The sequence below is a fragment of the Lysinibacillus sp. HST-98 genome (genome assembly GCF_016757845.1).
Classification (GTDB): domain Bacteria; phylum Bacillota; class Bacilli; order Bacillales_A; family Planococcaceae; genus Lysinibacillus; species Lysinibacillus capsici.
Map to the genome: position 1 here is coordinate 272,534 of NZ_JAENHX010000003.1, position 26,222 is coordinate 298,755.

Here is a 26,222-nt window from a genome sequence, read left to right on the forward strand (position 1 = left end):
AGAGAGTAACGTGGAAGCAACCAGAAAGAAACTATGGACAAAAGATTTTTTAATTGTCTCACTTATTAATTTTACCATTACGTTAATCTTTTATTTATTAATGGTTACGATTGCAGCATATGCGGTGGAGCATTTTAATGCCTCTACAAGTACAGCGGGGCTTGTATCGAGTATTTTTATTATCGGGACACTATTAGGTCGTCTTGGGACAGGGCGTATTATTGGAGACTGGGGTAGCAAAAAAACATTATTTTGTGGACTGTTATTATTTATGTTATCAACAATGTCTTATTTTATAGCAGGCAATTTACCGCTGCTGATGATCAATCGTTTAGTACAGGGGATTGCACTAGGGATTGCCAGTACGGCAACAGGTACCATTATCGCACAAATTTTACCAGCTGAGCGTCGTGGCGAAGGGATTGGTTATTATAGCTTAAGCGCCATTTTAGCCACAGCCATTGGCCCATTTGTTGGCATATTATTAACACAGCTATTTGCAGATTATCGTATGATTTTTGCAGTTGATTCTGTGTTAGCGATTATTTGTTTCTTTATGTATTATATTGTGACCGTGCCAGATGCACCGAAAAAAGCGAAGGATACAGCTGTAAGGGCTGGCTTTAAAGTGACGAACTTTATTGAAATGCGCGCAGTACCGATTGCCTTTGTGGCACTTGTGATTGGCTTTGCTTATTCAGGTGTGATGTCGTTTATGACGTTTTATGCAAAGGAGCTAGATTTAGTATCAGCAGGTAGCTACTTCTTTATTATCTATGCCATTGTCATTTTGGCTACACGTCCATTTACGGGGAAATTGCTTGATACAAGAGGGGCGAATATCATTATCTATCCATGCTTAGTGTTGTTTGCAATAGGTATGTATGCCTTTAGCTCAGCAACCACTACGATTGCCTTTTTAATCGCTGCCGCTTGTATCGGGATTGGCTATGGAAACTTCAACTCGGTGGCACAGGCAATTGCCATCAAAGTAACACCAAATGAGCGTTTAGGCCTTGCGACATCTACGTATTTTATTTTTTATGATTTAGGCTTAGGTGTCGGGCCTTATTTCTTAGGCTTATTTGTACCATCTGTGGGCTACAGCTCGATTTTCTTCTCGATGGTCTTTGTTATTTTAGTGTCGATTGTGCTTTATTACCTTTTACATGGAAAATATGAAAATTTGAAACAAGCAAAAATTTTGTAGATTAGAATCATTATATTGTAGAAAAAACGTCTTTTTTCTAGTTGTTCGTAAAGAATAACTGAAAAATGACGTTTTTTTCTATTTACAAAAATAGTTGTTGCAATAGATGATGATAATCATTATCATCACAATATAAAACAAATTCGGAAGTAGGTACGAAGTATGAAAAACAAATCATTTTTGTCGGTATTGGTAGCAGGAGGCATTTTAATGGCTGGCTGTGGCAATACAGAAGAAGTAAAAAAAGAAGATAAGCCAGCAACAGAACAGGCGGAGCAAGCTACAAAAGAGGTGGATTTATCTTCTGAATTATCAGCCTATCAACAATTTGCGTTAGAGCAAATGGATCAATTTTTACTAGACACAGAGAAATTTGTGAACCTATTCAAAGCGGGCGATATTGAAGGAGCAAAGGCAGCGTATGCGCCAGCACGTATGTATTTTGAACGTTCTGAGCCAATTGCGGAAAGCTTCGGTGATCTTGACCCTCGCATCGATGGACGTTTAGCAGATATTCAAGAAGAAGGTAAAGGTGAGGAAGAATGGTCAGGCTACCATAAGCTTGAGCATGCACTTTGGGAAGAAAATACAACAAAAGGTTATGAGGCTGTAGCAGATCAGCTTCTTGCAGATGCGAAGGAATTGCATGCACTTGTGCAAACAGTGGAAGTGACACCTGACTTAATGATTACAGGTGCAGTAGATTTATTAAATGAAGTATCAACATCAAAAATTACAGGTGAGGAAGAAATTTACTCTCATACAGACCTTTATGATTTTAAAGCGAATATTGAAGGCGCAGAAAAAATCTTTGAGATTTTACGCTCAAAATTAGAAGCAAAAGATGCCACATTAGTGGCAACACTTGATGAAAAATTCAAAGCAGTGGACGATTTATTAGCACAGCATGCAACGGCTGATGGTGGCTATATATCTTACGAAGAATTAACAGAGGAAAACACAAAAGCACTTGCAGCAGCGGTGAATCAGCTTGGAGAACCATTAAGTCAAATGGGTATCATTTTGGAGTGAACATAAACAATGACAACGTCAAACGAGGAAAAATTTATAAATAAAAAAATTTCTAGACGTGATATGTTAAAGCTAACAGGTATCGGTGTGGCAGGTGTTGCCATCGGTGCCTCTGGCTTGGGTGGTGTCATGAAAGCAATGGGCTATAATGTCTTTGAGCCAGTAGCAGATAGCACGACGGCTAGCAATAAGGTCAATTTCTATGGCAAGCATCAGTCAGGTATTGTGACACCTGTACAGACGAATATTTATTTTGCTTCTTTAGATGTATTAGTGACATCAAAGAAGGAACTACAAGCGCTGTTCCAGCAATGGACACCCCTTGTTGTGCGTTTAATGAACGGTGAAGTCATGGTCGATGTATCGACAAATACAAGAGTGCCAACTGGCGATACTGGAGAGGCAGAGGGCTTAGATGCATCTAATCTATCCATTACCATTGGTGTCGGGCCTTCATTATTCGATAAACTGGGCATCCAGCATTTAAAACCAGCGGAGCTAAAGGATTTACCACATTTCCCTAAAGATCAGCTACAGAAAGAATACACAGGTGGTGATTTGTGTATTCAGGCTTGTGCAGATGATCCGCAGGTGGCCTTCCATGCTGTTCGTAATTTAGTACGAGCTGCTTCAGGTAAAGTAGAAATAAAATGGTCACAGGCGGGCTTTAACTCGTTTCCAGCTAGTGGAGGGACACCACGAAACCTCTTCGCCTTCAAGGATGGTACGGTAAACCCATCTATTACCGATGAAAAAGACTTAAAGGAGGTCGTGTGGGTGGATAAAGGCTGGCTAAAGGGTGGCTCTTATTTAATTGCGCGTAAGGTTCAAATGCATCTTGAAACGTGGGATCGCACATCATTGAAAGATCAAGAGGCAACATTTGGCCGTTACCGTGACAGTGGGGCACCTTTTGGCAAAACAAAGGAATTCGAGGATTTTGATGTAGAGGCAAAGGATGATAAGGGCAATTATATTATGCCTGATACATCACATGTCCATTTGGCGCGGAAATCAGGTGCGCGTATTTTGCGACGCTCTTATTCCTATGCATCAGGCGTGATGTCTAATACAGGGACACATGATGCAGGGCTAATCTTTATCTCTTTTCAAAAGGACCCAGCCCAATTTACAACCATCCAAAATAGCTTAGGGCGTATGGATAAAATGAATGAGTACATTACCCATCGAGGCAGTGCCGTGTTTGCTTGCTTCCCTGGTGTACAAAAGGGGAGTTATTTAGGTGAAGCACTTTTTAACGCGCTGTAGTATCGTGATTGTCCTTATGCTGACTTTAGCTTTACCTGTGCAAGCTGCGCAATCCTATAGTCATCTCTATATTGCGATTAGTGATGCACTGATGAATACAAAGCAGGATAAAGAGGCGGAGGCCAAGCAGGCACTTGAACAATTTTCTGTTGATTGGGCTAAAGTATCTTCAGAGCAGAAAGAGGCAAAAGCAAAGGTGGATGAAATCCTTGCACAGGCTACTGAGGCAACGTCCAAGAATGAGCGTTTAGAGGCGCTATCAGCACTATCAAATGCATTGCGTGCATTAGAAAAGCTTGAAAATCCAGTGGATGAAGCGGCACAGCGAGCAGAATTTGGGCAAAAATTTAAGCCGATAATGGCAGACTTTGAAAAAGCTTTAGCAAGTGGTGATATTCAGGCCATTGATGAAGCCTACAAAGATTTTAATAGTAAATGGAATAAAAATGAGCGACCTGTGCGTGAACAAAGTATCGCAATGTATGGGCAAATCGAAACACAAATGGCATTTCTTCGTATCTCTATTTCTGCTGAGGAGCCTGATGTAGCGCTTATGCAATCTCAATTTGCTGATTTAAAGCAAACGATTGAGGATTTTGTAGCTGGCAAAGAAACAGCCGACGTGGTAGAGGGAGAGTATTCTTTAGCTACATTAATTGCCTATATAGATGAGGCCAATGATTTTTTGGATGCAGGTGATTACCAGGCAGCTTCAGATAAAATACGTGAGTTTATTACCATTTGGCCAAGTGTAGAAATTGAAATCTCCACACGTAATGGTAGTCTTTATACGAAAATTGAAAGTGATATGCCGATGATCGCGAGTGATTTATTAAAATCCAACGTCGATCAGCAAGCAATTACCAAACAATTAAATACATTCCGCACTGAGATTGAACTGATTCAAGGGGATTCCGATTACACAATTTGGGACGCTGCGTTAATTTTATTACGCGAAGGGCTAGAGGCATTACTGATTATTTTAGCCTTAGTGTCATTCCTCAATAAGTCAGGGCAGATCAAGATGCGCAAATGGATTTATGTCGGCGCGTTTGTCGGTGTTCTATTGTCTGCTATTGCAGCCATTCTTATGTCGACGATTTTAAATTCGGCAACGATTGATACGAATCGCGAGTTAATGGAAGGGTATGTAGGGCTAGTTGCTGCAGCGATGATGATTGGTGTTGGTATCTGGCTACATAGCAAATCAAGCGTGGTCAGCTGGAATCGCTATATTTCCAAACAAATGGGTAATGCCATTTCGAGTGGCTCTATTTTTGCGATGGCTATGATTAGCTTTTTATCGGTCTTCCGTGAAGGTGCAGAAACACTTGTCTTTTATGCAGGGATTGCACCAAAAATGGAAACGTCACAGTTTATTCTTGGGATTGTGGTAGCACTACTCATTCTTGCTGTAGTTGCAGTCGTGTTATTTAAAGCAAGTGGTAAAATTCCAATTCACAAATTTTTTGCAGTAGCAACCATTTTAATTTACGTGCTAGCCTTTAAAATTATTGGGGTCAGTTTGCATACTTTGCAGCTGACAGATAATCTGTCCACAACGATTGTTGATGGCTTACCTGTTATTAGCTTGATTGGCTTCTATCCAACAGTGGAAACAATCATAGGGCAGTCTATTTTACTTGTGTTAGTGGCGGCTACTGTGCTATATAAAAAGAAACAAGCCTAAAGAAAAAGGTAGATGAGCGTAGAACGCCATCTACCTTTTTTATTGCCAATGAGCAGGTCGTTTTATATAGGAAGGTAATTTAGTCGAACGATCTCCTTGTGCGGCATTGATTTGCATTTGGGTTAGAAACAGACTTGTTGAAAGATCAGCACCGCGTAAATTGGCATCTCGTAAATCAGCTCCGATGAAATCTACTCCTTGTAAATTCGCATCTTGAAGATTTGCTGCGATTAAATAACCCCCCCTTAGATCAGTCGCTCGTAAATCCTTGCCTTTTAAATTTTTGCCCATCCAATCAGCCCCACGCTGATTCAAGTTTCTAGAAGCCTTTCCCTTCACACTGTGCTGGCGAATTTGTTCGCTAGTTTGGAGCAATAGGGCATTGATCGGCATACGAATAGCTACCATTTCCAAGGCTAATAAGGTATCTGCATCCTGAGCTATGATCTGCTGTAAGTGTTTCAATTGAGCAAGAAGCTGTTCATAAAGCATATGATCCACCTGATAGGACAAAGCCTCCGCCACATACGCAATCATTTCGTAAAGCTGTTCCATTATGGGAAAAACACGAAACATCTTGTCAGCATGCTCACGAGATTGTCGCCAATCCTGTCCATGAAATGTCACCTGCGAAACTTGTTGACCTGCGCCTAGGCAATCAAAAACGGTACAGCCCTTAAAACCAGTCTCTCGTAGCTGACTATGTATGTGACAGCTATAGTTATCCTGCAAATTAGGACATGGCGTGCCTGCGGGTTTATTGATCGCAAAATCACTAGAAGCCAAAATATTTAAAGCGGTACAGCACAAGCCAAAACAGCTTTGACAATCTGCCTGTAGACTATGTCGGATTTTTGTACCAACGGTTGTCTCTTTTTTTGTCTGATTAGACATCCTCATTTTCCTCTCTCATCTTATCCATTTAATTACTATTTTAACACTAACAAGCTACCAGTTTAAATAGAGAGAAACTGTATTTTGAAAGATAGTAGGGGATATGGTATTCTTCTTCAAAAGAGTTGTAAAGAAAAGTGGTGGTGGAACATGGGGTAACGGTCAATGAATTATTACAATTGCCATCTTTTCGAGGGGCAGAGGTGTTAACAGGGCGAGATAATCTGCATCGTACCGTATCATCTCTATCTGTATTAGAGGTATCGAATGTTGATTTTTATTCGAAAATTATTAACCGTGTACAGGAGGAATGGTATGCAGAGGAGCTTGTCATTAGCTCCTTTTACTCCATTCGAGATAGTGTGGAGCAGCAATGTGAAACGATTCAGCATTTACATGATTTAGGAGAGCTGGGGCTTATTTTATATTATGTCGGCATTGTATTGCCTGATATTCCACAGGAAGTGCTTACGTTAGCGGAGGCACAAGGCTTTATTATCATTTGTATGCCGCGAAATGATTATTCACTGCGCTATAACGAGGTTATTTATGAGGTTATGGAAGCGATTGTTAGTAATCAGGGCGTTAATGATCATTTTGTCAAAGAGACATTAGAAAAGGTATCGTTACTACCTGAGCATTTAAGAAGTGTTGAAATTACACTAAAAATGCTTTCAGATCGTTTGAAGGCTAATATTGTGCTCACCAATAGTCATTTTGAGATTGTGAACCAAGTGATGTGGCCACGAAATTCATCATTAGATGTAGCGAATGTCATTGAACAATGCTCCCGATCCAATTTTCAGAGTGAAGCAGGCAAGCTTGAGCTACTAAGAAGTGATGTCGCCTGTGTCGTAGACTATAAAAGAGTACACCAAAAAAATGGCGAGCCGCTATTTTTATTTCTGATTAAAGAAAATACAAAATTACCTGCTAAGACAATTGAAAAAGTAAGTGAGGTTGTGCAAGTAGCTCTAAATTTATGGGGAGACAAGCATGATGAGGTTAGTGAATATGCCTTAGTTAAAGCTATTATCAATGATGAGGGGGAGAAAATGAGAAGATTAGCCAATCTCCTTCATATTGATGTTTCCGCGATTCAAATGATGTGGCTTATCTACATCCATGAGTTAGCAGAAGAAAGAAGAATTCGCGATGAATTAGAAGAGCAACTGTCCAAATATTATCAAACAAGAGTCATCCAATGCATTGACCATTGTATGATTGTACTGGTAGGCAATTGCTTTTATAAGCATCATGAGTTTGAAATTGCCATTGAATATAGTGAAACGACTCAGTATGATGCCCAAATCGCAGAAATTGTTTATGCACCTAAAATGAGAAATACAAAGTCTGTTCGTCAAATGTATCAATTGGTCAATCAGGTGGGGGACAAAGCCCATACGATCTATCCGATGCGGAAATTGTTTACTGCAGCGGAAGTGCGCTCCATGAAAAGGGCAATCGATGTCAGTAAGCAGGGCGAAGAAATGATTGAAGAATATTTGTCTGTAATTGAACCCATTTTACGTGACCATGATTCCTTGCAGACATTGATAACCTTTTTATTAGATGCAAATGCTAGTGTGGAGCGCTGTGCAGAGCTCCTCTATATCCATAAAAACACGGTGAAATACCGCATCAAAAAAATTAGTGAGCTGATTGGCACAGATGTTACCGTGTATTCGGAATTTTATGATGCCTATATGGCTTGCATGCTATATCGATTGATTAATGATTAGAATAATCTGAAATTTTGTCGTTTTGAACAAAATTTCAGATTATTTTTTTCATTTGCGCAAAAGACTCGACTCTTACCTATCTTCTATAATTAAAAACATTAATCCATCACCAAATAAGGAGGGAGTCACATGCAAAATGAAAATAAAGGTCAATCTTGGTATAGCTTAGGCATTATTTGGGCGGGTGCCATGATTTGTATTCCCAGTTTATTAGTAGGTAACGCACTGATTACCAATATGAGTTTATCAAAGGCACTGGCTGTTGCTTTTGTAGGCTATGCTATTGTCGTGATCATCATGATCTTGCAAGGCATGCAAAGCAGTGATTTAGGAAAGCCCACTGTCCATATAGCAGGACAGGTGTTTGGTAAAAAGGGCTCTCGTACAATATTATCCATTATCTTAGCTATTGCTTGCTTAGGGTGGTTTGGCATTCAGGCCAATGTGTGTGGCGTAGCCTTAGCAAACTTATTAGCAATCTATCATTTGATTATACCCATTCCAGTCGCTTCCTTCATTAGTGGTATGGTCATGGTCGTATCCGCACTTTATGGGATGAAGGTGTTGCGTATTTTAAGCTATATCGCCGTACCATTGCTCGTCATCATTTGCCTGTATGGTTTAGGTCAAATATTAACTGGTGAGCAACTACAGCTTGTTCGGGATTATCAGCCACAGGGCAATATGAGCTTTATGGATGGTTTAGCTGTAACGATTGGGTCCTTTGCATTAGGGGCTGTTATAGCGGGCGATTATTCGCAATTTTCCAAAAAACGTTCAGACGTTTTCAAAGCCGCTACATTAGGGATTATTCCCGCAGGAGTGCTAATGATAGCTGTGGGAGCTGTCTTAACGATTGCCTATCAAACAAGTGATATTACAGCAGTCTTTCTGCATATCGCAACACCCTTTATTGGTGGAGTGGGTCTGATTTTAGCAACATGGAAAACCAACTTGGTCAATGCAATTTCAGGTGGAATTGCCTTAATTAATGTATTTGATGTTGCGAAAAACAAAGAACGATTAGCCATAGGTGTGGCGGGTACAATTGGCACAATCCTAGCCGTTGTAGGGATTTTAAATTATTTTACACCCATCATGTCAATTTTATCGGCGATGATTCCGCCTGTTGCAGGGGTGATGATTGCTTCCTACTGGGTCATTCTTAAAGGCAAAGCAGATAGCTGGCATGAAGTGGAAGGGGTTAATCGATTAGGTGTATTTTCTTGGCTAGTAGGAGCTGTCATTGCCTGTATGCCAGTGGTATTCTCCTTATTCCCTGCATTGCCAGCACTACCAAACCAACCGATGATTGGCATCATTATTTCATTCGTGATTTATTATGTTGGGTATCGTGTATCTGTACAAAAAACGGTCATATTGGAGGAACATAGATGAGATATTTAGATCAAGTAGCTATTGAACATATTGCCATTGGGGCAGCATTTCTAGGAACAGGTGGGGGAGGAGATCCCTATATTGGAAAATTAATGGCGCTTTCTGCCATCGAAAAAAATGGCCCTGTAAAGTTGTATTCAGTGGATGAAATTGCAGATGATGAATTTTTCATTCCAGCCGCAATGATGGGGGCGCCATCGGTTTTAGTAGAAAAATTCCCACGTGGCGATGAGTTTGTTAAGGTTTTCCAAAAGCTCGCGCAATATTTGGGTAAAGAAAAAATTGCAGGTACCTATCCAATGGAAGCAGGTGGGGTCAATTCGATGATTCCTATTGTAGTAGCTGCACAGCTTGGCTTACCATTGATTGATTGTGATGGCATGGGGCGTGCATTTCCAGAATTACAAATGGTGACATTCCACTTAGATGGGATTTCAGCAACGCCAATGGCCATCACCGATGAAAAAGGGAATATAGGTATTTTTGAAACGATTGATAATAAATGGACCGAGCGTATCGCCCGAACAGCAACAGTAGAAATGGGTGCTAGTTCATTAGTGAGCCTCTACCCAACAACGGGTGCACAAATTAAACAAAGCGGTGTTCATCATATAGTGACACTTTCTGAAAAAATCGGTGAAATTATTGCCTCGAAAGATCAAGAGGTGAATGATAAGCTACAAAGCCTTTTAAAGCTTGTGGAAGGATATGAGCTTTTCCAAGGAAAGATAGTGGATGTTATTCGTGAAACGAAAGGTGGCTTTAACCTAGGTAAAATGAATCTTGAAGGTATTGAATCTTATAAAAATGATCAAATGAAGGTTCATTTCCAAAATGAAAACTTATTAGCTGAGAAAAACGAGCAAGTTATAGCCATGACACCAGACTTAATTTGTTTAGTAGATTATGAAACCTTATTGCCTGTTACAACAGAGAGCTTAAAATATGGTAAACGTGTGCGTGTGATTGGCTTACCAGCACATGAAAAATGGCGTACAGCAAAGGGTATTGAAACAGCTGGACCCAAATACTTTGGCTATGAATATGAGTATACGCCAATTGAGGAATTGGTGAAAAAGGAGGTAGCAGAGCATGTATAAAATTGGAATCGATGTAGGTGGAACAAACACAGATGCCATCCTTTTAGACCATAATAGTCAGCTTATTTACAGTGTGAAATCACCAACAAGCTTAGATATTAAAACGGGAATTGAAAAGTCTTTACAACAATTACTAGAGGGTGCAAATATCGATAAAGCAAAAATTACCCATGCGATGTTAGGGACAACACAATGTACCAATGCCATTGTGGAACGTAAAAAGCTTGCAAAGGTGGGCGTCATTCGACTAGGTTATCCAGCGACGGCTTCCGTACTCCCTTATACAGCTTGGCCAGCGGATATGGTTGATGAATTATCTGGTCATTATGCCATTGCCCGTGGTGGTTATGAATATGACGGCCAATTATTAAGTGCGCTCGATCAACAGGAAATTACAAAACTACTAGAGGAATGGCGTGGTCAAGTGGAATCCATTGCAATTGTTGGTGTCTTTTCCTCTATTAAAAATGATCAAGAATTGCAGGTTCGTGAATGGATTCAAGAAGTCTATGGCGAGGAATTCCCAATTTCCTGCTCCTCAATAATAGGTTCCGTCGGGTTAATTGAACGTGAAAATGCTACGATTCTGAATGCTGCATTATGTAAGGTGATTGAGACAACAACACAGGGCTTTATACAGGCGTTACAAGCAGAAGGCATTTTTGATGTAGAGGTTTATCTATGCCAGAATGACGGTACATTAATGTCTATCGATTACGCCAAGCAATTTCCAATTTTAACAATTGCCTGTGGACCAACCAATAGTATCCGTGGAGCATCGTATTTATCCCAAATTCAAAACACAATGGTATTGGACGTTGGGGGTACCACTTCAGATATCGGTGTATTACAGGATGGTTTCCCGCGAGAATCCTCGGTCGCAGTTGAAGTGGGAGACATTCGGACAAACTTTAGGATGCCAGATATTATTTCAGTCGGACTTGGCGGGGGGAGTATTGTTCGAGTGAATGGTGACAAAATTACAGTTGGGCCGGATAGTGTAGGCTATAAAATCAGTGAGGAGGCCCTTGTTTTCGGTGGCTCGACCTTAACGACAACAGATATCGCTGTCCGTTTAGGCTTAGCAGAGGTAGGCGATTGCACGTTAGTTGCACATATTGATGAAGCATTTGCCAAATCTGTTCAAGAAGAAATTTCTTCATTACTGGAGCAGGCGATTGATAAGATGAAAACTTCCTCAGAGGATGTGTCACTAGTCTTAGTAGGAGGTGGTGGAATCATTGTGCCAGACAAGATTCGAGGCGTTTCCACAATTGTAAAATCTGAGTACGGTGGTGTAGCGAATGCCATCGGTGCCTCGATTGCACAAATTAGTGGTCAATATGAGCAGATTTATATTTATTCCAAAGAATCGCGTGAGGAATCATTAAAAGATGCACAAAACAAGGCTGTGAAACAAGCCGTATTAGCAGGTGCTCTTGAGGATACGATTGAGCTAGTGGAAGTAGAAGAAACACCTCTCGCTTATCATCCAGAAAATGCAACAAGATTAAAGGTAAAAGTAGTAGGGAAAATGGTGTAACAGTCAAAGGAAGAGTCCTAGTTTAACAGGGCTCTTCCTTTTATTAATTGATCAAATGAATGAATCACGGCATCCGGTGTAATGTCAGTAGGATTCATGAGGCGATGAGGATTGAACCATATGCCTTTCATCCTTGCTTGCTGACAACCAGCGATATCTTTTGCTAAGTCATCCCCAACGAATAAGGCTTCATTTGGCTGAACTTGGAGCTGATGTAGAGCTAATTCAAATATGCGTTTGTCAGGCTTAGTTAATCCTACTTCCTCAGAAATAAGGATAACATCAAAATAGCTAGCTAAACCTGTATGTGTGATTTTAGCCCTTTGTCGCTGTGTAGAGCCGTTTGTGATGATGCCAACTTGTACTTGCTTCTTAATCAATTGGAGAACCTTCAACGTATGTTGATCGATAGAAAAGCAATAAGGAAACTGCTGATCCCAAAATTCTTGCATGTTATGGCGAGGCAATTGAAAGGTTGATGGAAACGCATCAAAAAACGATGATAATACATTGGTTTTATCCGCAAACCCATAGTCTCTTTTATCGTACTCCTTAAATTTTTGCAGCATGTCCATTTTCAGCGTATCCTGAATAGCACCATAGTATTTTTCCAAAATAATATAAAACAGGTTATCGACAGCATGATCTCGATTAAGTAAGGTATCATCTAAATCAAATAGTATCGCTTCCAACGAGCTTCATGTCCTTTCTCCTTCATCAAGAGGATTTCGCTTATGTTTTTCATTCATAATTTTCTTATTTAGGATCGTTACCTTACCAACCATGAGCAACCTCATATCTTCCACAATATACTTAGCTAGCTCTTCGTCCGATATGTCATCTCCATCAATATCAAGGCGAAAATCCTGCCCTTGTATGCCACCACCATTGGTAAATTCAATTTCAAAATCAAAGACAACTCTTTTATCCATTCAAGTACCACCTTACGCTTAGTGTTAGCGTGCTATCCATATATTCTGTATTTAATAGGTGAATACCTTCTTTGAGAATAAGCATAATTGTTGAGCAAACTAAATTTCCCTTTTCTTGTATTTGCCACTTGCCAACAAAAAAGTCATAGTGTAATATGTGACTAGTACACTATGACACGAGGTGTTGTGATTGAAAAGCTTTACGGGACTTTTAAAAAAAGAGTGGGTACTTTATCGCTCATGGTTTCTAGTAGGGATATTTATGGGACTTATGCTATCTTGGATCGTTCCCTATGTGTTACATCGGTTTGTTGATCTTTTTGCACAGGAAAATCAGCTAGAGTTTGTATTTACGATGCTCGTCCTTTTTCTAGGCGGATTTTATTCTGTTTTACAATTTTTGGCATCGATGCGATTGGACATTAAAGCAAAGGAGAGCTGGCTCCATTCAACAAGCTCCATCACAAAGCTTATCGGCGCAAAATTGGTTTGCTCACTAGTAGGTTATGTCCTCTTCACGATCCTTTTTACGAGTATAGCCATTTTCAATATTAAGGATGAGTTGATTGCCAGCGTTGGACAAATTTTATTGGTTTTGGTAATAGTTGTTATTATATTGACAATTTTACAATTAATGCTATTTATCGTTCTTTTATTCTTTTTAGCTTTTTATTTGCAATTAAAGCGTATAATAGGACGTTTTTCGATTGTGCTGACAATGATTGCGTTTTATGTAACCACAGCTAGTTGGGTGCGGGTAACGGAGAGTCAGCTGTATCGAACGATCTTCCTCCATGGAGAGATTTCGCTTCAAAGCATCGAACAATATCTACCAACAGGGAAAGAAATGACGATGGAATGGATGCTTGGCTCGATTTATGTCGTTGAGGAAGTAGCCATTACGTTATTACTACTACTGCTGTTTTTAGCAGCATCGAAGTGGCTTGAAAGGGTGGTTTTACGATGACGATGGATTTTTCGCGTGACAAACCCATTTATAGCCAGCTTGTCGATCGAATTTGTGGAGACATTTTGAAGGGGAAGTTGCAGCTAGGTGATCGACTTCCCTCCGTTCGAGAATATGCAGTAGAAACAGGTGTCAATGTCAATACGGTGCAACGTGTATACAAGGAGTTAGAGGCAATGAATATAACGGAAACCAAACGAGGACAGGGTACATTTATTACGAGCAATGAGGAGCGCATTGAGTTATTGCGGGAAGAGATGAAAAATCAGCTGGCTGAAAATTTTTTAACATCAATTGAGGCATTAGGCTTTTCAAAGGAAGAGATGCTGGTGGTTTTGAAAAATAAAGCGTGAGGTGAAGGGATGTTACAGCTATTAAATGTATCTTTTCAATATAAGAAAAAGCCAGTTTTACAGGATCTATCCTTTTCCTTTCCAATTGGACAAATCATTGGACTAGTTGGGGAAAATGGTAGTGGTAAATCTACGCTTATGAAAGTTTTAGCTGGTTTACTGCGACCCACTGCTGGTGAAATCACATTAGAGGGTGAGCCACTCACACGTAGAAGTGCTGACAAAATTGCTTATTTACCAGATACAGATTTATTTTTTGAGTACTACACGGGTGAACAGCTTTTCCAGCATTATGCTTCGCAGTTTGAAGATTTTTCCTATGATAAGGCCTGTATCGTCGCACAATTTTTACAAGTAGATACACGCACAAAGCTACGCCAATTATCAAAGGGGAATCGTGGTCGTATGAAAATGGCTGCAACCCTTGGGCGAGAGGTTCCTTATTATATCATGGATGAACCATTTGCTGGGCTAGACCCTATTGTGAGAGAGCAGCTGATTAAAGGCTTAATTCAATTTACGGACATCGAAAATCAAACGATCTTGCTATCCACACATGAATTATATGAGGTAGAGCCTATTTTAGATCAAATTATTTTATTGCAGGCAGGATCAATCATGGCCTATGAGAACGTGGAAACATTACGCGATGTGGCTAATAAGGATGCAGTTGAGTGGATGAAAGGATTTTATCGGCCTTCAGTAAAAAATATTGACAGCTAAAGGTGAAGAATGAATCGTCAATAAAGCAATGTTGTCGTGCCAGACTGCATAATGCTCAGGCGAAATAGATTAGAAAGGGTGAAAAATATGACAGAACCAATTGTACAATTGCAAAATTTATCGAAAACTATTCGAGGAAAGCAATTAATTCAACAGTTAAACATTGATTTATATCCAGGTCAAATTACAGGGTTTTTAGGACCGAATGGAGCGGGGAAAACGACAACGATCCGAATGATGACAGGGCTTATGCATCCAACAGAGGGCAATGTCATCATCGACGGGCTTTCACTGAAGGAGCATTATGAGGAAGCCATTAGTAAAGTTGGTGTGATTGTTGAAAATCCAGAAATGTATAAATTTATGTCAGGCTATAAAAATTTACTACATTTTGCACGTATGCATAAAAATGTAACGAAGGAACGAATTCAGGAGGTCATTCAACAGGTTGGGCTCGAAAATCGTATACATGAAAAGGTCTCTACGTATTCACTTGGTATGAGACAGCGACTAGGATTAGCCCAGGCGTTATTGCACAGACCGAAATTTTTAATTTTAGATGAGCCGACGAATGGCTTAGACCCTGCTGGTATTCGTGAGTTTCGTATGTACCTGCGTAAGATTGCTTCAGAAGAGGGCGTATCCGTCTTTGTCTCAAGTCACTTACTATCAGAAATTGAATTGATGTGTGATCGAGTGGCCGTGATTCAAAATGGGCAGCTGATTGATCTGCGCGATATTCACAATGAAAGCTCATCGTTTTATTATGTGGAGGCACAGCCAAAAGAGCAGGTGTCTGCTTATCTGGAACAGCGTAACTTTAACTTTGTAGCAGAGAATCAAGGCTATGTGGTGGAAATGAAGAAAGAGGATGTCCCGGCTATGACTACACAACTAGTCCAAGCAGGTATTCAATTATTTGCCGTACAGCCACATCAAAAAACGTTAGAGGATCAATTCTTAGAAATGACTGGAGGCGGACAAATTGCTGAAGCTAATTCAAAATGAGTGGATGAAATTATGGCATAAAAAAGGAACATGGGCAATGGTGGCCATGCTGATTCTTGTCATTCTTGTTCCTGCTGGAATCACCAAATATTATGAAGTAAAATCCCCGACGGAAGGCTCCTGGAAAGACATAGAGCAGGAGGCCATTCAATCCTATAAAGAGACGCTAGCAGGTGAAGATTTAACGGAGGAAGATAAAGCTTACTTTCAAGAGCAGATGGCTATTTCTGAATATCGTTTAGCGAATGATGCACCAAGTCAAAAAGATAGTAGTCTTGCAAGCTTTATGTCCTTTACAAGCGGTATGCTAACGCTTGTCACTTTATTTACAGTCATTACCGCAGCTAGTATTGTATCGAGCGAATTTTCAACAGGGACGATTAAAATGCTGTTAACGCGTCCAATGTCCCGTGCCAAAGTGTTAACGTCTAAATTACTGACAACATTCCTTTTTGGTTTGTTATTGTATGTGGTCAATGTTGTGGTAAGTGCCCTTATCGGCTTAGTCTTGTTCGGCATGGGAACAGGTGTGGAATTAGAAATGGTCAATGGACAGGTCGTTGAAAAGGCTGTATGGAGCGATTTAGCTTATCATTACCTATTATCTGGTGGCGATTTTGTGATGTCTACATTATTTGCCTTTTTGATTGGCTCAGTATTCCGTTCAAGCTCATTAGCAATCGGTTTAACGATGTTCCTTTCTTTTACAGGCGGCATGATAGTTATGTTCTTAAGCCGCTACGACATCGTCAAATATATTTGGCTCACACATTCTGATTTAACACAGTATGAGCATGGTGGTGGCTCCATGATTGCCGATGTGACGTTGCCCTTCTCTTTAACAGTACTTGCTATTTATGCAGTAGTTTTCCTTGTCATTAGTTATTCAACCTTTATGAAACGTGATGTCACGGCATAAGCTATAGAAGAACTGTGCCCTAATTTCGGATTAGGGTGCGGTTTTTTTGTTTAACATCACGAAATATTAAAAAAGTATTTATTTTTTTTTGAATTGCGCCTATAATAATAGCAACTTAGTGAAAACGCTTTTTTTTTTACTAAAGTGGTCTAGACAACTATACCAAAGGGGGATAATGAATGTTTGCTTTCTTACAAAAAATCGGTAAGTCGCTCATGTTTCCAATCGCAACTTTACCAGCAGCAGCATTACTATTGCGTTTAGGTTCAGCGGATATGCTTGGGGCTGTACCGAATGAAGCCATCCAGTACATTGCTAGTATTATGGCCGCTTCTGGTAATGCCATACTAGGGAATTTACCAATTATTTTTGCGATCGGTATTGCGATGGGGTTTGCACATGATAGTAGTGGCGGCGCAGCTCTAGCAGGTGCGATTGCGCATCTTGTTTTAGTCGCCGTTTTAGGGACTGTTAACGAAGAATTAAATATGGGTGTGTTTGGTGGTATTATTGCCGGTATTACGGCAGGCTTATTATATAACAAATATTATAATGTGAAATTTCCAGAATGGTTATCATTCTTCGGTGGACGGCGTTTTGTACCAATTATTACGTCCATTACCATGGCAATTTTAGGTAGTATTTTAGCGATCGTTTGGGGACCAATTCAGGGTGGCATTGATGCTGTCGGCAATTGGATGATTGGTGCAGGATCACTTGGCGTAGGGATGTATGGCTTCTTCAACCGTCTATTAATTCCAGTGGGTCTCCACCATGTAATCAATACAATTATTTGGTTTGATTTCGGTGAATTTACAAATGCTGCAGGCGAAATCGTGAAAGGGGATATCAACCGCTTCCTAGCAGGAGACACATCAGCTGGACATTTCCAAGCTGGTTTCTTCCCAATCATGATGTTTGGCTTACCAGCAGCCTGTCTAGCAATGTATTTTGCAGCGAAAAAGGAAAAGCGCCCAATCGTTGGAGGGATGTTCGTTTCCATCGCTTTAACAGCCTTTTTAACGGGTGTTACAGAGCCTATTGAATTTTCCTTTATGTTCTTATCTCCAGTTCTTTATGGTATCCATGCTGTATTAACAGGTATTTCGTTGGCTGTGGCCTATCTTGTTGGATTCCGTGACGGCTTTGGCTTCTCCGCAGGCTTAATTGACTACTTACTCAACCTTGGTCTGGCAGATAAACCATGGCTCTTATTACCTTTAGGTTTAGGCTTTGGGGCGATTTACTTTGTAGTATTCTATTTCTTAATCAAAAAATTAGACTTAAAAACACCTGGACGTGAAGACGATGAGGATGAGGATGGCGAAGTAAATGCTATTGCTGATGATGTCGATTTACGTGCATATTATACAATTGAAGCATTAGGTGGAAAAGACAATATTAAGCAAGTGGATTATTGTACAACTCGCCTACGATTATTAGTACAGGATTCTGCTAGCGTCGATGAAAAAACATTGAAGCAAACAGGTGCAAGAGGTGTTATGCGTATCAGTAAAACCAATGTCCAAGTAATCATTGGGACATCTGTTGAGTTTTTAGCTGAAGCCATAAAAGAACGTTTGAAAAAAGGCAATCCAGCACCAGCCAATGCAGGACTTCCAACAGCACAGCCTGTCCTAGAAGAAACAGTGGAGACAGACACGATGACATTCCGTGATTTCGAAATGCCAATGACTGGCGATTTATTACCTTTAACAGAAGTGCCTGATGAGGCATTTTCAGCAGGCTTGATGGGCCCAGGTTTCGGGATTCGGCCAACAGATGGAACAGTCTATGCACCATTCGATGGTCAAGTAGTGATGGTGTTCCCAACAAAGCATGCAATCGGCTTAAAATCTGATACGGGCATTGAAGTATTAATTCATGTTGGCTTAGATACGGTCAAACTAAATGGTGATGGTTTTGATCTGTTCGTTACAGATGGTCAACAAGTTAAGCGTGGGGATGCGTTATTAAAAGCAGACCTTGTACAGATTGAAGGGCAAGTACCTTCTGTCATCACACCAGTTGTCTTCACAAGCTTAATGGGGCAAGCGATTACACTTGAAAAGACTGGCTATCAACGAGCAGGCTCAACGAATATTATTACAATGAAGAAGTAACAACTAATGGGGCTGTTAGCGAAGGTATACAGAGGCAATGAGCTATTGCACACGGATGCCTTTTCGACAGCCCTTGTTCAAGAAGGAGATGTTTTTCTTGAGTTTACTCATTCGAAATATCACAGTAGTGAATGGCAATGGACGAGATGAACAGGTAGATGTATGGATGAAGGATGGTAAAATTGCGCAAATTGCTCCTCAGCTTGATATCCACGATGTCGAACAGCTTGATGGTTCAGGGAAATTTTTATTGCCAGGATTTATTGATATGCACATTCATGGATCCGCTCAAATGGATACGATGGATGCTTCTGATGAAGGGCTTCATATGATGGCTCAATCCCTTTTAAAAGAAGGAACGACAAGCTTTTTAGCTACAACGATGACACAAAGCTATGACAACATTGAACGAGCTATTGAAAATGTGGCACAGTTCCAGCCACAGCCAGATGAAGCAGAGGTACTAGGTATTCATATTGAAGGGCCATTTGTCTCGAAGCAGCGAGCAGGGGCACAGCCTCTTGAATATATTGTTGAGCTAGATTTGGAAATATGGACAAAATGGCAGCAACTAAGTGGCCATAAAATTAAGCAAATTACGCTAGCACCAGAAGAACCGAATGGCATGGCAGCTGTGCAAAGTATTTCTGCTAGCGGTGTCATTGTTTCAATTGGTCACTCGGATGCTACCTTTGAGCAAATGCAACAAGCGGCTCAATTAGGTGCCACACAGGGGACACACTTATACAACCAGATGCGTCCATTCCACCATCGAGATCCAGGTGTAGTTGGCGGTGTCCTGCTGCTAGATGCGATTAAGGCAGAACTAATTGTTGACTTTATCCATATGCATGAAGGTGCGGTGGAAATGGCCTATCGCTTAAAGGGAGCAGACGGGCTTATTTTAATTACAGATGCAATGCGCGCAAAGGGAATGCCCTACGGAGCATATGATTTAGGCGGTCAAACAGTTCATGTGACAGAAGCAGGCGCTCATTTGTCAAATGGATCGTTAGCAGGCAGTATTTTAAAAATGGATCAGGCTGTACGGAATATGCATCACATTACGAATTGTACGCTGGAGGAGCTTGTGAAAATGTCCAGCTTTAATGCTGCCGAGCAATTGAAGCTAGGTAATAAGGGTCAGCTTGTACAAGGCTATGATGCGGACGCGGTGATTTTAGATAACCATTTAAGGCTCCATCAAACGATTAAGGCGGGCAAGGTCTTATATGATGTAAATTCAAGCGGACAATAGTCACTAATATGCAGCAGGTATACAAACATCTGGCATGAAACGATGGAAATGAAAAGGTGATAGAACATGAATACCTATTTTCAACAAGTAAATCGATATTTAACAAGGATGGCACAGCAGGAAAGCAACCAGCTTATGCATATTGCCAAGCAAATTGTTAACCGTCTTACAAAGGGGGGCATTATTCAGCTCTTTGGCTCTGGTCATTCCATGCTATTAGCACAGGAATGTTACTACAGAGCAGGTGGCTTAGTGCCTGTCAAACCGATACACATAGAATCGTTAATGCTACATCAGGGTGCACGGCAATCCTCACAAAATGAAAAAAAACAGGCTTTTTTAGTCTCCTATAAGGATCAGCTGCAATTTGATGACCGAGATGTTTGTATCATCATTTCGACCTCTGCCAATAATCCAGCGCCCATTGATATGGCTATCTATGCAAAGGAAGCGGGCGCTTTGACCATTTCACTGCAATCACTGGAATATCAGCACCAGCCATCGCGCCATCCGTCAGGCAAGCGTTTAGAGCAAGTAGTAGATGAAGTATTGAATACGCATGTGCCATTAGGTGATGGTGTGTTAAGCGTTGACCAATTGCAATATGCCCCTGTATCAACGGTGTTAGGTGCGACTTTATTAAATGCTTTATTCGCTCAAATCATTGAGCTTATGCATGCACAGGGCGCTCGTGTACCAGTGTTTGGTAGCAGTAATTTAGGGGAAAATAATAACGAAGCGCTCATTGATCAGTATGGTCAGCGTATTCATTTCTAGGGTACAAAGGAGGATATGTGGTGAAAGTAAAAAGATTTTCCTCAATGGATGATTTATATTCATATGCAGTAGCAACTATTTCGGAAGCCAAAAATAATGGCGCCACAACGTTCGGATTAGCTACTGGTGGAACAATGGAACCGCTATATGCTAAAATTTGTAAAACAGATATTGATTTTTCACAATGTATTAGCTTTAATTTGGATGAGTATGTTGGGCTTGAGGCAACTCATAAGCAAAGCTACGCCTATTATATGAACAAACATTTATTTAATCAAAAACCATTTTTAGCATCGTATTTACCAGATGGATTAGCAGTAGATCCTCTAGTGGAAACAGCTCGCTATGAAGGATTATTGCAACAATATCCCTTAGATTTCCAACTGCTTGGTATCGGTCAAAATGGTCATATCGGCTTCAATGAGCCTGGTACGTCATTTGCTTCTTTAACACATCTTGTAACACTCGAAGAATCTACACGTCAAGCTAATGCGCGTTTCTTTTCAACCATTGATGAAGTGCCAACACAGGCATACACGATGGGTATTCAATCGATTATGCGTGCAAAATGCATTTTGTTACTCGCAGTGGGAGAAGCTAAGCGTGAGGTGTTAGAGCGTTTAGTGGCATCTGATTATACAGAAGACGTACCAGCAACTGCTTTATCGAAACATCCAAATGTAATGGTTTTAACAGACTTACAAGAAGAGGAGAATAAATTATGAAAACACAACAATTTACAGTAGTCGATCCTTTAGGTATTCATGCACGACCAGCGAGCCAGCTTGTGGCAAAAGCAACATCGTTTGCTTCATCTATAGAAATACGTACAGAAGAAAAAGCCGCTAATTTGAAATCAATCTTAGGTGTGATGGGATTAGCCTTAAAGCAAGGTTCACAATTTACACTTGTTGTAGAGGGGGAAGACGAAGAGCAAGCATTAGCAGCACTAACGACACTCATCACGGAAATGGGGCTTGCACAATGACACAACTCACTGGTATTGCCGCTTCAGACGGCATTGCCATTGCAAAAGCATATCGTTTCGTCCAACCAGATTTAACATTCGCTAAAACAACTGTTCATGATATCGAGGCAGAGCAACAACGTTTAGCAGCTGCTCTTGCCAAAGCAGAACAAGAACTAGTTATTATTCGACAGCAAACATTCGAAAAATTTAGTGCAGAAGAAGCTGCAATTTTTGAGGCACATTTATTAGTGGTTCATGATCCCGAATTAATTGGGCCCATCAATCAAAAAATTGCAGACGAATCGGTGAATGCGGAGTATGCATTGCATGAAGTATCCTCTATGTTTGTGGCATTATTTGAAGGTATGGATGACGAATACATGAGTGCACGAGCATCAGATATTAGAGATGTGACAAATCGCATATTAGCACACTTACTCGGTGTACATATTCCAAATCCAAGCAATATGAACGAACAGGTAATTATCGTAGCGAATGATTTGACTCCTTCAGAGACAGCCCAATTAGATCGCAACTTTGTTCTCGGTTTTATTACCGATATTGGAGGGCGAACATCCCATTCGGCCATCATGGCTCGTAGCTTAGAAATCCCAGCAGTCGTAGGAGCAGGGATTGCTACGACAACAATTCAGGATGGCGATTATTTAATTGTTGACGGTTTGACGGGTCAAGTCCTAGTGAATCCAAGTGCCGATGTGATTGCAGACTATCAGGAAAAGGCACAAAATTATCGAGTACAGCAGGCGGAATGGTCTACTTTAGTGAATGAGCAAACCGTATCTAAAGATGGCGTGCAAGTTGAGCTAGCGGCTAATATTGGATCGCCAAGTGATTTGGATGGTGTATTGCGTCATGGAGCAGAGGGAATTGGCTTATATCGAACAGAGTTTTTATATATGGGCCGAGAAAATTTGCCATCTGAGGAAGAACAATTTACAGCGTATAAAACAGTCTTGGAAGGTATGAAGGGCAAGCCAGTTGTTATTCGAACACTGGATATCGGTGGCGACAAGCACCTGCCGTATTTACCTTTGCAAGAAGAAATGAATCCATTCCTTGGTCACCGTGCCATTCGTCTATGTCTTGACCAACAGGAGTTATTCCGCACACAATTGCGTGCACTACTGCGAGCATCTGTCTGCGGAAACTTAAAAATTATGTTTCCCATGATAGCGACCATTCAAGAATTCCGTGCGGCTAAAGCCATTTTGCTTGAGGAAAAGGAAAAGCTGATAGCAGGAGGTATTGCAGTAGGCTCTTCCATAGAGGTCGGGATGATGGTTGAAATTCCTTCGACAGCCGTAATGGCAGATATTTTTGCAAAAGAAGTGGATTTCTTCTCCATCGGCACAAATGATTTAATTCAATATACAATGGCGGCAGATCGGATGAATGAAAAAGTTTCCTATTTATATCAACCCTATAATCCAGCCATTTTACGTTTAATTCAAATGGTCATTAAAGCTGCCCACCAAGAACAGAAATGGGTAGGAATGTGTGGAGAAATGGCTGGCGATGAGCATGCTGTTCCACTCTTGCTAGGCTTAGGCTTAGATGAGTTCTCCATGAGCGCTACGTCTATTCTAAAAACGAGGGCCTTGCTAAAGCAATTATCTGTCCCAGAGATGCAGTCTTTAGCAACAGAGGCATTACAGTTAGCGACAGCTGAAGAAGTACTGGAAAAAGTAAAGCAAGCTGTGAAATAAGATAGAATAAAAACCTATCTACTTATTGGTAGATGGGTTTTTTAGCATGATGGGCTGAAAGAGTCAATGAATATCGGTATTTCTAATAAATCCTCCACGATGGCATCCGCTTGAACATGTTGCCATTGTTTATCTTTTTTCCAAATGCCCTTCATTCCCACATGTTGAGCACCTTTGACATCATTCACAGGATGGTCGCCGATAAAAACACATTCATGAGGAAGGACATTCAGCTTTTCGATGGCATTTAAAAACAGTTGAGGATCGGGTTTTTTCATTCCTGCCCATTCAGAAACTAAAATGACATCAAAATAATGTTCAATTGCTAATGCCTTTATATTGTCCATCTGAAAATGCCCATAGCCATTCGTAATCATGCCTAAAGCCAACTGATCCCTTTTCAATTGTTCTAGCATAGGGATAAGGTTAGGAAAAGGGACACAGCTATATTTAAATTCGTTTAGGTAATCTTGAAGAAGTTCTTCCCACGTAATATGAACAAGGTGAAATTCTTCTACCAATTGCTGGTAGACATGGTCCTTCCAAACGTAGCCCCGCTTATCTAATTGGATAAAACGAGCGATATATTGTTCTTTTGGAATGAAACCTAGTACTCCCTTTAATCGCTCATATTGCTGCTTAATGAAGAGTTCAACAGATGCATCTCTATTTAATAATGTTCCGTCTAAATCAAATAATGCCGCTTTCATCGTCATCCTTTTCACCCTCCTATTTGATCATAAAAAAAGTAGCTGAAGTTAGGCTTCAACTACTTTTTAGTCCATTAGGCATGTTTTGAAATGATTTGCTGAAGCTTTGCTTGCAGTGTCGGTAGGTCATGCATCGTAACCGTTGTGCGAACATAGCTTTCATCCATATCTAATGCTTCAGCAAAAAAGCTACCAATGCCTTTTACTTTGCGATCAATTTGCATGAAAATCTCTGCAGAATGGTTGGATTGAGAAAGGAAAACTAATTCAAGCTCATCTAAATGGCCTCTATATTGTCCAGTGGGTACAAATTCAAATTCCTGGACAAATGGATAGTAGCCTCGGAAGCGTGAAGGAGCTTGTTCACATTCAGCTTCACGTAAATGGAAACCTAATCCACGAATCGCATCTAATATATGACCTGCTAGTGCTGTTGGCTCGACACGAATATAATCCTTATCACTCGGATCGACCGCATTTTTAATATCAAGGCCCGTTTGAATCCATACCTGTGTTTTACCTGCACTAATCGGTGTTTCAAATGGCAATGTTAATGAAATTGGGAAGACTTTTTCCTCGCCTGCGCCCAGTGTGAAAGGCTCTGTTACTTTGACCTTCTGCAGTGTGGCAATCTCTGTATGTTTGTGATCATTCGACTCACGGATATACGTCGTATTGACGGATAGGTAAATCGTGTCGACCTGTTGCTCAACTTGACCGCCTCGCACAATAATTTCCCCCTGCATGACCTCTCCAGCACGATAAGTATCCTTCTCCAATCTTGTATCCACTGTTGCTGAACCTATACCAATACTTGCTAATGCTTTATGAAAAAAAGACATTTTTCATTCCTCCTACTGACATCGTTAGCTATACATACGCTTATGATGAAAAAAGGTTTCAAGACTTATAAATTTTTCGTTATACTAGTTGAAAACGAAAGAGGGATGGCGATGGAAACAGAGTGGCTACGTACATTTATAGTGGCAGCACAAACTGAAAACTTTCGAGAAACGGCTGAAAAACGATTTATTACACAATCGACTGTCACGAAGCATATCCAGCATTTAGAAAGGGCATTGCAAACCCCGTTATTTGATCGACAGAGCAAACAGGTGACGTTAAATCAGCAGGGTGCTTATTTTCGTCAGCAGGCACAAAAAATCCTGTCCGCTTTAGATGAAGGGCTACAACAAATGGATTCCTTCGTAAAAGGCTACACCGCTAAGCTTACGCTTGGCGTTGCACCGCAAATAGCAAATTCAACATTACCAGCTATTATCACAGCATTCCAGCACCGAAAGCCAACTACTCAGGTAGTGATAGAACTTTTAAAATCCAATGAAATCGGGGAAGCGGTATTTACGGGTGTAATCGATATTGGCTTATCCAAATTAACCTCAACTCGTGAGCTTCACACGGTGATGCTCGCACAAGAACCATTGCATTTAATTGCTCCTATTGCTAAAAAGGAATTGGATGCTTTCACTCTTTTACAGCAGGAAACACTTCTCACACATGAATATGCGCCCTATTGGCAGGAAGTACAACAGGTGCTACAGCAATTTACCAGCCATCAAACAATGCATATTAATCAAACAGAGGTGATCAAGCATTTCGTCAAGCATGGTCTTGGTATTGCCTTGCTGCCTAAGAGTGTGATTGAAGCGGATTGTCAGCACCATCTTCTACATAGCTATTCAGTAAAAGAATTTTCTCATATTGTATCAGATACTTACTTGCTTACAAAGTATGTCTCAGCTGATTATGATGATTTTTTAGTAGCGTGTAATAGCGTGTATGGGTAAAGCCGTTTTCTGCACGGTTTATTCATAAAGTACCTTTATACTATTTTAGTAAAAATAATAGATAGAGGG

General features: G+C 40.5%; 25 protein-coding genes. 20 read left to right on the plus strand and 5 right to left on the minus strand.

Annotated features, from left to right (window positions below; translation table 11 throughout):
* Positions 1 to 10: 10 nt before the first annotated feature.
* From JIN86_RS09915 to JIN86_RS09930, 4 genes are all read left to right on the plus strand, one after another.
* On the plus strand, positions 11 to 1,210 hold the full coding sequence (locus JIN86_RS09915; RefSeq protein WP_202341828.1) for an MFS transporter: 1,200 nt from the start codon (positions 11 to 13) through the stop codon (positions 1,208 to 1,210).
* Between the two features lie 162 nt (positions 1,211 to 1,372).
* On the plus strand, positions 1,373 to 2,242 hold the full coding sequence (efeO, locus tag JIN86_RS09920) for an iron uptake system protein EfeO (protein WP_009370916.1): 870 nt from the start codon (positions 1,373 to 1,375) through the stop codon (positions 2,240 to 2,242).
* A gap of 9 nt (positions 2,243 to 2,251) precedes the next feature.
* The gene (gene efeB / locus JIN86_RS09925) at positions 2,252 to 3,511 is read left to right on the plus strand and encodes an iron uptake transporter deferrochelatase/peroxidase subunit (protein WP_004229336.1); all 1,260 of its coding nucleotides are present in this window, start codon (positions 2,252 to 2,254) and stop codon (positions 3,509 to 3,511) included.
* Entirely contained in the window at positions 3,486 to 5,201 is a 1,716-nt protein-coding gene (locus tag JIN86_RS09930; RefSeq protein ID WP_009370920.1) for an FTR1 family iron permease, read from the plus strand. Before efeB ends, JIN86_RS09930 begins: the two co-directional genes overlap by 26 nt.
* 39 nt (positions 5,202 to 5,240) lie before the next feature.
* Here the strand turns inward: JIN86_RS09930 and JIN86_RS09935 are convergent, their stop codons facing one another.
* Complete coding sequence (locus JIN86_RS09935; RefSeq protein ID WP_202341829.1) at positions 5,241 to 6,095, minus strand: pentapeptide repeat-containing protein; 855 nt, start codon at positions 6,093 to 6,095, stop codon at positions 5,241 to 5,243.
* Positions 6,096 to 6,232: 137 nt separating this feature from the next.
* Here JIN86_RS09935 and JIN86_RS09940 point away from each other — a divergent pair, with 137 nt between their 5' ends.
* The 4 genes from JIN86_RS09940 to JIN86_RS09955 all read left to right on the plus strand — a co-directional run bounded on the left by JIN86_RS09940 (position 6,233) and on the right by JIN86_RS09955 (position 11,878).
* Complete coding sequence (locus JIN86_RS09940) at positions 6,233 to 7,837, plus strand: PucR family transcriptional regulator (protein WP_202341830.1); 1,605 nt, start codon at positions 6,233 to 6,235, stop codon at positions 7,835 to 7,837.
* 129 nt (positions 7,838 to 7,966) lie between these two features.
* Entirely contained in the window at positions 7,967 to 9,235 is a 1,269-nt protein-coding gene (locus tag JIN86_RS09945; protein ID WP_009370923.1) for a cytosine permease, read from the plus strand.
* Positions 9,232 to 10,335 carry an S-methyl thiohydantoin desulfurase family protein gene (locus tag JIN86_RS09950; protein WP_202341831.1) on the plus strand — a complete coding sequence of 368 codons (1,104 nt, stop codon included), beginning with the start codon at positions 9,232 to 9,234 and terminating at the stop codon, positions 10,333 to 10,335. The genes JIN86_RS09945 and JIN86_RS09950 overlap by 4 nt, the downstream gene beginning before the upstream one ends.
* Positions 10,328 to 11,878: a hydantoinase/oxoprolinase N-terminal domain-containing protein gene (locus JIN86_RS09955; protein ID WP_202341832.1), complete on the plus strand. Its 1,551-nt coding sequence runs from the start codon at positions 10,328 to 10,330 to the stop codon at positions 11,876 to 11,878. The genes JIN86_RS09950 and JIN86_RS09955 overlap by 8 nt, the downstream gene beginning before the upstream one ends.
* 17 nt (positions 11,879 to 11,895) lie before the next feature.
* Here the strand turns inward: JIN86_RS09955 and JIN86_RS09960 are convergent, their stop codons facing one another.
* Together JIN86_RS09960 and JIN86_RS09965 are read right to left on the minus strand one after the other, a co-directional pair.
* Positions 11,896 to 12,570: an HAD family hydrolase gene (locus tag JIN86_RS09960; RefSeq protein ID WP_009370926.1), complete on the minus strand. Its 675-nt coding sequence runs from the start codon at positions 12,568 to 12,570 to the stop codon at positions 11,896 to 11,898.
* A gap of 6 nt (positions 12,571 to 12,576) precedes the next feature.
* On the minus strand, positions 12,577 to 12,810 hold the full coding sequence (locus JIN86_RS09965) for a hypothetical protein (protein WP_004229323.1): 234 nt from the start codon (positions 12,808 to 12,810) through the stop codon (positions 12,577 to 12,579).
* Between the two features lie 190 nt (positions 12,811 to 13,000).
* Between JIN86_RS09965 and JIN86_RS09970 the strand changes: the two genes are divergently transcribed.
* The 11 genes from JIN86_RS09970 (at position 13,001) to ptsP (ending at position 23,635) form a co-directional block, all read left to right on the plus strand.
* Positions 13,001 to 13,777, plus strand: a complete 777-nt coding sequence (locus JIN86_RS09970) for a hypothetical protein (RefSeq protein ID WP_202341833.1) — start codon at positions 13,001 to 13,003, stop codon at positions 13,775 to 13,777.
* Positions 13,774 to 14,130: a GntR family transcriptional regulator gene (locus JIN86_RS09975; protein WP_004229320.1), complete on the plus strand. Its 357-nt coding sequence runs from the start codon at positions 13,774 to 13,776 to the stop codon at positions 14,128 to 14,130. Before JIN86_RS09970 ends, JIN86_RS09975 begins: the two co-directional genes overlap by 4 nt.
* Positions 14,131 to 14,139: 9 nt before the next feature.
* Positions 14,140 to 14,853, plus strand: coding sequence for an ATP-binding cassette domain-containing protein (locus JIN86_RS09980; RefSeq protein WP_004229317.1), 714 nt, complete (start codon positions 14,140 to 14,142; stop codon positions 14,851 to 14,853).
* An 87-nt stretch (positions 14,854 to 14,940) separates the two neighbouring features.
* Positions 14,941 to 15,861 carry an ABC transporter ATP-binding protein gene (locus JIN86_RS09985; protein ID WP_202341834.1) on the plus strand — a complete coding sequence of 307 codons (921 nt, stop codon included), beginning with the start codon at positions 14,941 to 14,943 and terminating at the stop codon, positions 15,859 to 15,861.
* Positions 15,839 to 16,780, plus strand: a complete 942-nt coding sequence (locus JIN86_RS09990) for an ABC transporter permease (RefSeq protein ID WP_004229314.1) — start codon at positions 15,839 to 15,841, stop codon at positions 16,778 to 16,780. The genes JIN86_RS09985 and JIN86_RS09990 overlap by 23 nt, the downstream gene beginning before the upstream one ends.
* Before the next feature lie 179 nt (positions 16,781 to 16,959).
* On the plus strand, positions 16,960 to 18,903 hold the full coding sequence (gene nagE / locus JIN86_RS09995; RefSeq protein WP_004229313.1) for an N-acetylglucosamine-specific PTS transporter subunit IIBC: 1,944 nt from the start codon (positions 16,960 to 16,962) through the stop codon (positions 18,901 to 18,903).
* Between the two features lie 97 nt (positions 18,904 to 19,000).
* The gene (gene nagA / locus JIN86_RS10000) at positions 19,001 to 20,161 is read left to right on the plus strand and encodes an N-acetylglucosamine-6-phosphate deacetylase (protein ID WP_202341835.1); all 1,161 of its coding nucleotides are present in this window, start codon (positions 19,001 to 19,003) and stop codon (positions 20,159 to 20,161) included.
* Between the two features lie 66 nt (positions 20,162 to 20,227).
* Entirely contained in the window at positions 20,228 to 20,938 is a 711-nt protein-coding gene (locus JIN86_RS10005; protein WP_004229309.1) for a sugar isomerase domain-containing protein, read from the plus strand.
* Positions 20,939 to 20,958: 20 nt separating this feature from the next.
* A complete protein-coding gene (locus tag JIN86_RS10010) occupies positions 20,959 to 21,663 on the plus strand; it encodes a glucosamine-6-phosphate deaminase (RefSeq protein WP_004229307.1) in 705 nt (234 codons plus the stop codon).
* Positions 21,660 to 21,926: an HPr family phosphocarrier protein gene (locus JIN86_RS10015; protein WP_202341836.1), complete on the plus strand. Its 267-nt coding sequence runs from the start codon at positions 21,660 to 21,662 to the stop codon at positions 21,924 to 21,926. Before JIN86_RS10010 ends, JIN86_RS10015 begins: the two co-directional genes overlap by 4 nt.
* Complete coding sequence (gene ptsP, locus JIN86_RS10020; protein WP_202341837.1) at positions 21,923 to 23,635, plus strand: phosphoenolpyruvate--protein phosphotransferase; 1,713 nt, start codon at positions 21,923 to 21,925, stop codon at positions 23,633 to 23,635. The genes JIN86_RS10015 and ptsP overlap by 4 nt, the downstream gene beginning before the upstream one ends.
* A gap of 41 nt (positions 23,636 to 23,676) precedes the next feature.
* Here ptsP and JIN86_RS10025 read toward each other — a convergent pair whose 3' ends face one another.
* Both JIN86_RS10025 and JIN86_RS10030 read right to left on the minus strand, forming a co-directional pair.
* Positions 23,677 to 24,351 carry an HAD family hydrolase gene (locus JIN86_RS10025; protein WP_202341838.1) on the minus strand — a complete coding sequence of 225 codons (675 nt, stop codon included), beginning with the start codon at positions 24,349 to 24,351 and terminating at the stop codon, positions 23,677 to 23,679.
* Positions 24,352 to 24,419: 68 nt separating this feature from the next.
* Entirely contained in the window at positions 24,420 to 25,187 is a 768-nt protein-coding gene (locus JIN86_RS10030; protein WP_202341839.1) for a sporulation protein, read from the minus strand.
* A gap of 111 nt (positions 25,188 to 25,298) precedes the next feature.
* On the opposite strand from JIN86_RS10030, the gene JIN86_RS10035 reads away from it, so the two are divergent.
* The gene (locus JIN86_RS10035; protein WP_202341840.1) at positions 25,299 to 26,153 is read left to right on the plus strand and encodes a LysR family transcriptional regulator; all 855 of its coding nucleotides are present in this window, start codon (positions 25,299 to 25,301) and stop codon (positions 26,151 to 26,153) included.
* Positions 26,154 to 26,222: the final 69 nt, after the last annotated feature.

Excerpts from the sequence above, each read along its gene's own strand:
- JIN86_RS09975 (WP_004229320.1), top strand. The coding sequence starts at position 13,774 with ATGACGATGGATTTTTCGCGTGACAAACCCATTTATAGCCAGCTTGTC.
- JIN86_RS09945 (WP_009370923.1), top strand. The coding sequence starts at position 7,967 with ATGCAAAATGAAAATAAAGGTCAATCTTGGTATAGCTTAGGCATTATT.
- ptsP (WP_202341837.1), top strand. The coding sequence starts at position 21,923 with ATGACACAACTCACTGGTATTGCCGCTTCAGACGGCATTGCCATTGCA.
- efeO (WP_009370916.1), top strand. The coding sequence starts at position 1,373 with ATGAAAAACAAATCATTTTTGTCGGTATTGGTAGCAGGAGGCATTTTA.
- JIN86_RS09985 (WP_202341834.1), top strand. The coding sequence starts at position 14,941 with ATGACAGAACCAATTGTACAATTGCAAAATTTATCGAAAACTATTCGA.
- JIN86_RS10035 (WP_202341840.1), top strand. The coding sequence starts at position 25,299 with ATGGAAACAGAGTGGCTACGTACATTTATAGTGGCAGCACAAACTGAA.
- JIN86_RS09935 (WP_202341829.1), bottom strand. The coding sequence starts at position 6,095 with ATGTCTAATCAGACAAAAAAAGAGACAACCGTTGGTACAAAAATCCGA.
- JIN86_RS09965 (WP_004229323.1), bottom strand. The coding sequence starts at position 12,810 with ATGGATAAAAGAGTTGTCTTTGATTTTGAAATTGAATTTACCAATGGT.
- JIN86_RS09955 (WP_202341832.1), top strand. The coding sequence starts at position 10,328 with ATGTATAAAATTGGAATCGATGTAGGTGGAACAAACACAGATGCCATC.
- efeB (WP_004229336.1), top strand. The coding sequence starts at position 2,252 with ATGACAACGTCAAACGAGGAAAAATTTATAAATAAAAAAATTTCTAGA.
- JIN86_RS10030 (WP_202341839.1), bottom strand. The coding sequence starts at position 25,187 with ATGTCTTTTTTTCATAAAGCATTAGCAAGTATTGGTATAGGTTCAGCA.
- JIN86_RS10015 (WP_202341836.1), top strand. The coding sequence starts at position 21,660 with ATGAAAACACAACAATTTACAGTAGTCGATCCTTTAGGTATTCATGCA.
- nagE (WP_004229313.1), top strand. The coding sequence starts at position 16,960 with ATGTTTGCTTTCTTACAAAAAATCGGTAAGTCGCTCATGTTTCCAATC.
- JIN86_RS09950 (WP_202341831.1), top strand. The coding sequence starts at position 9,232 with ATGAGATATTTAGATCAAGTAGCTATTGAACATATTGCCATTGGGGCA.
- JIN86_RS10005 (WP_004229309.1), top strand. The coding sequence starts at position 20,228 with ATGAATACCTATTTTCAACAAGTAAATCGATATTTAACAAGGATGGCA.
- JIN86_RS10025 (WP_202341838.1), bottom strand. The coding sequence starts at position 24,351 with ATGACGATGAAAGCGGCATTATTTGATTTAGACGGAACATTATTAAAT.
- JIN86_RS09980 (WP_004229317.1), top strand. The coding sequence starts at position 14,140 with ATGTTACAGCTATTAAATGTATCTTTTCAATATAAGAAAAAGCCAGTT.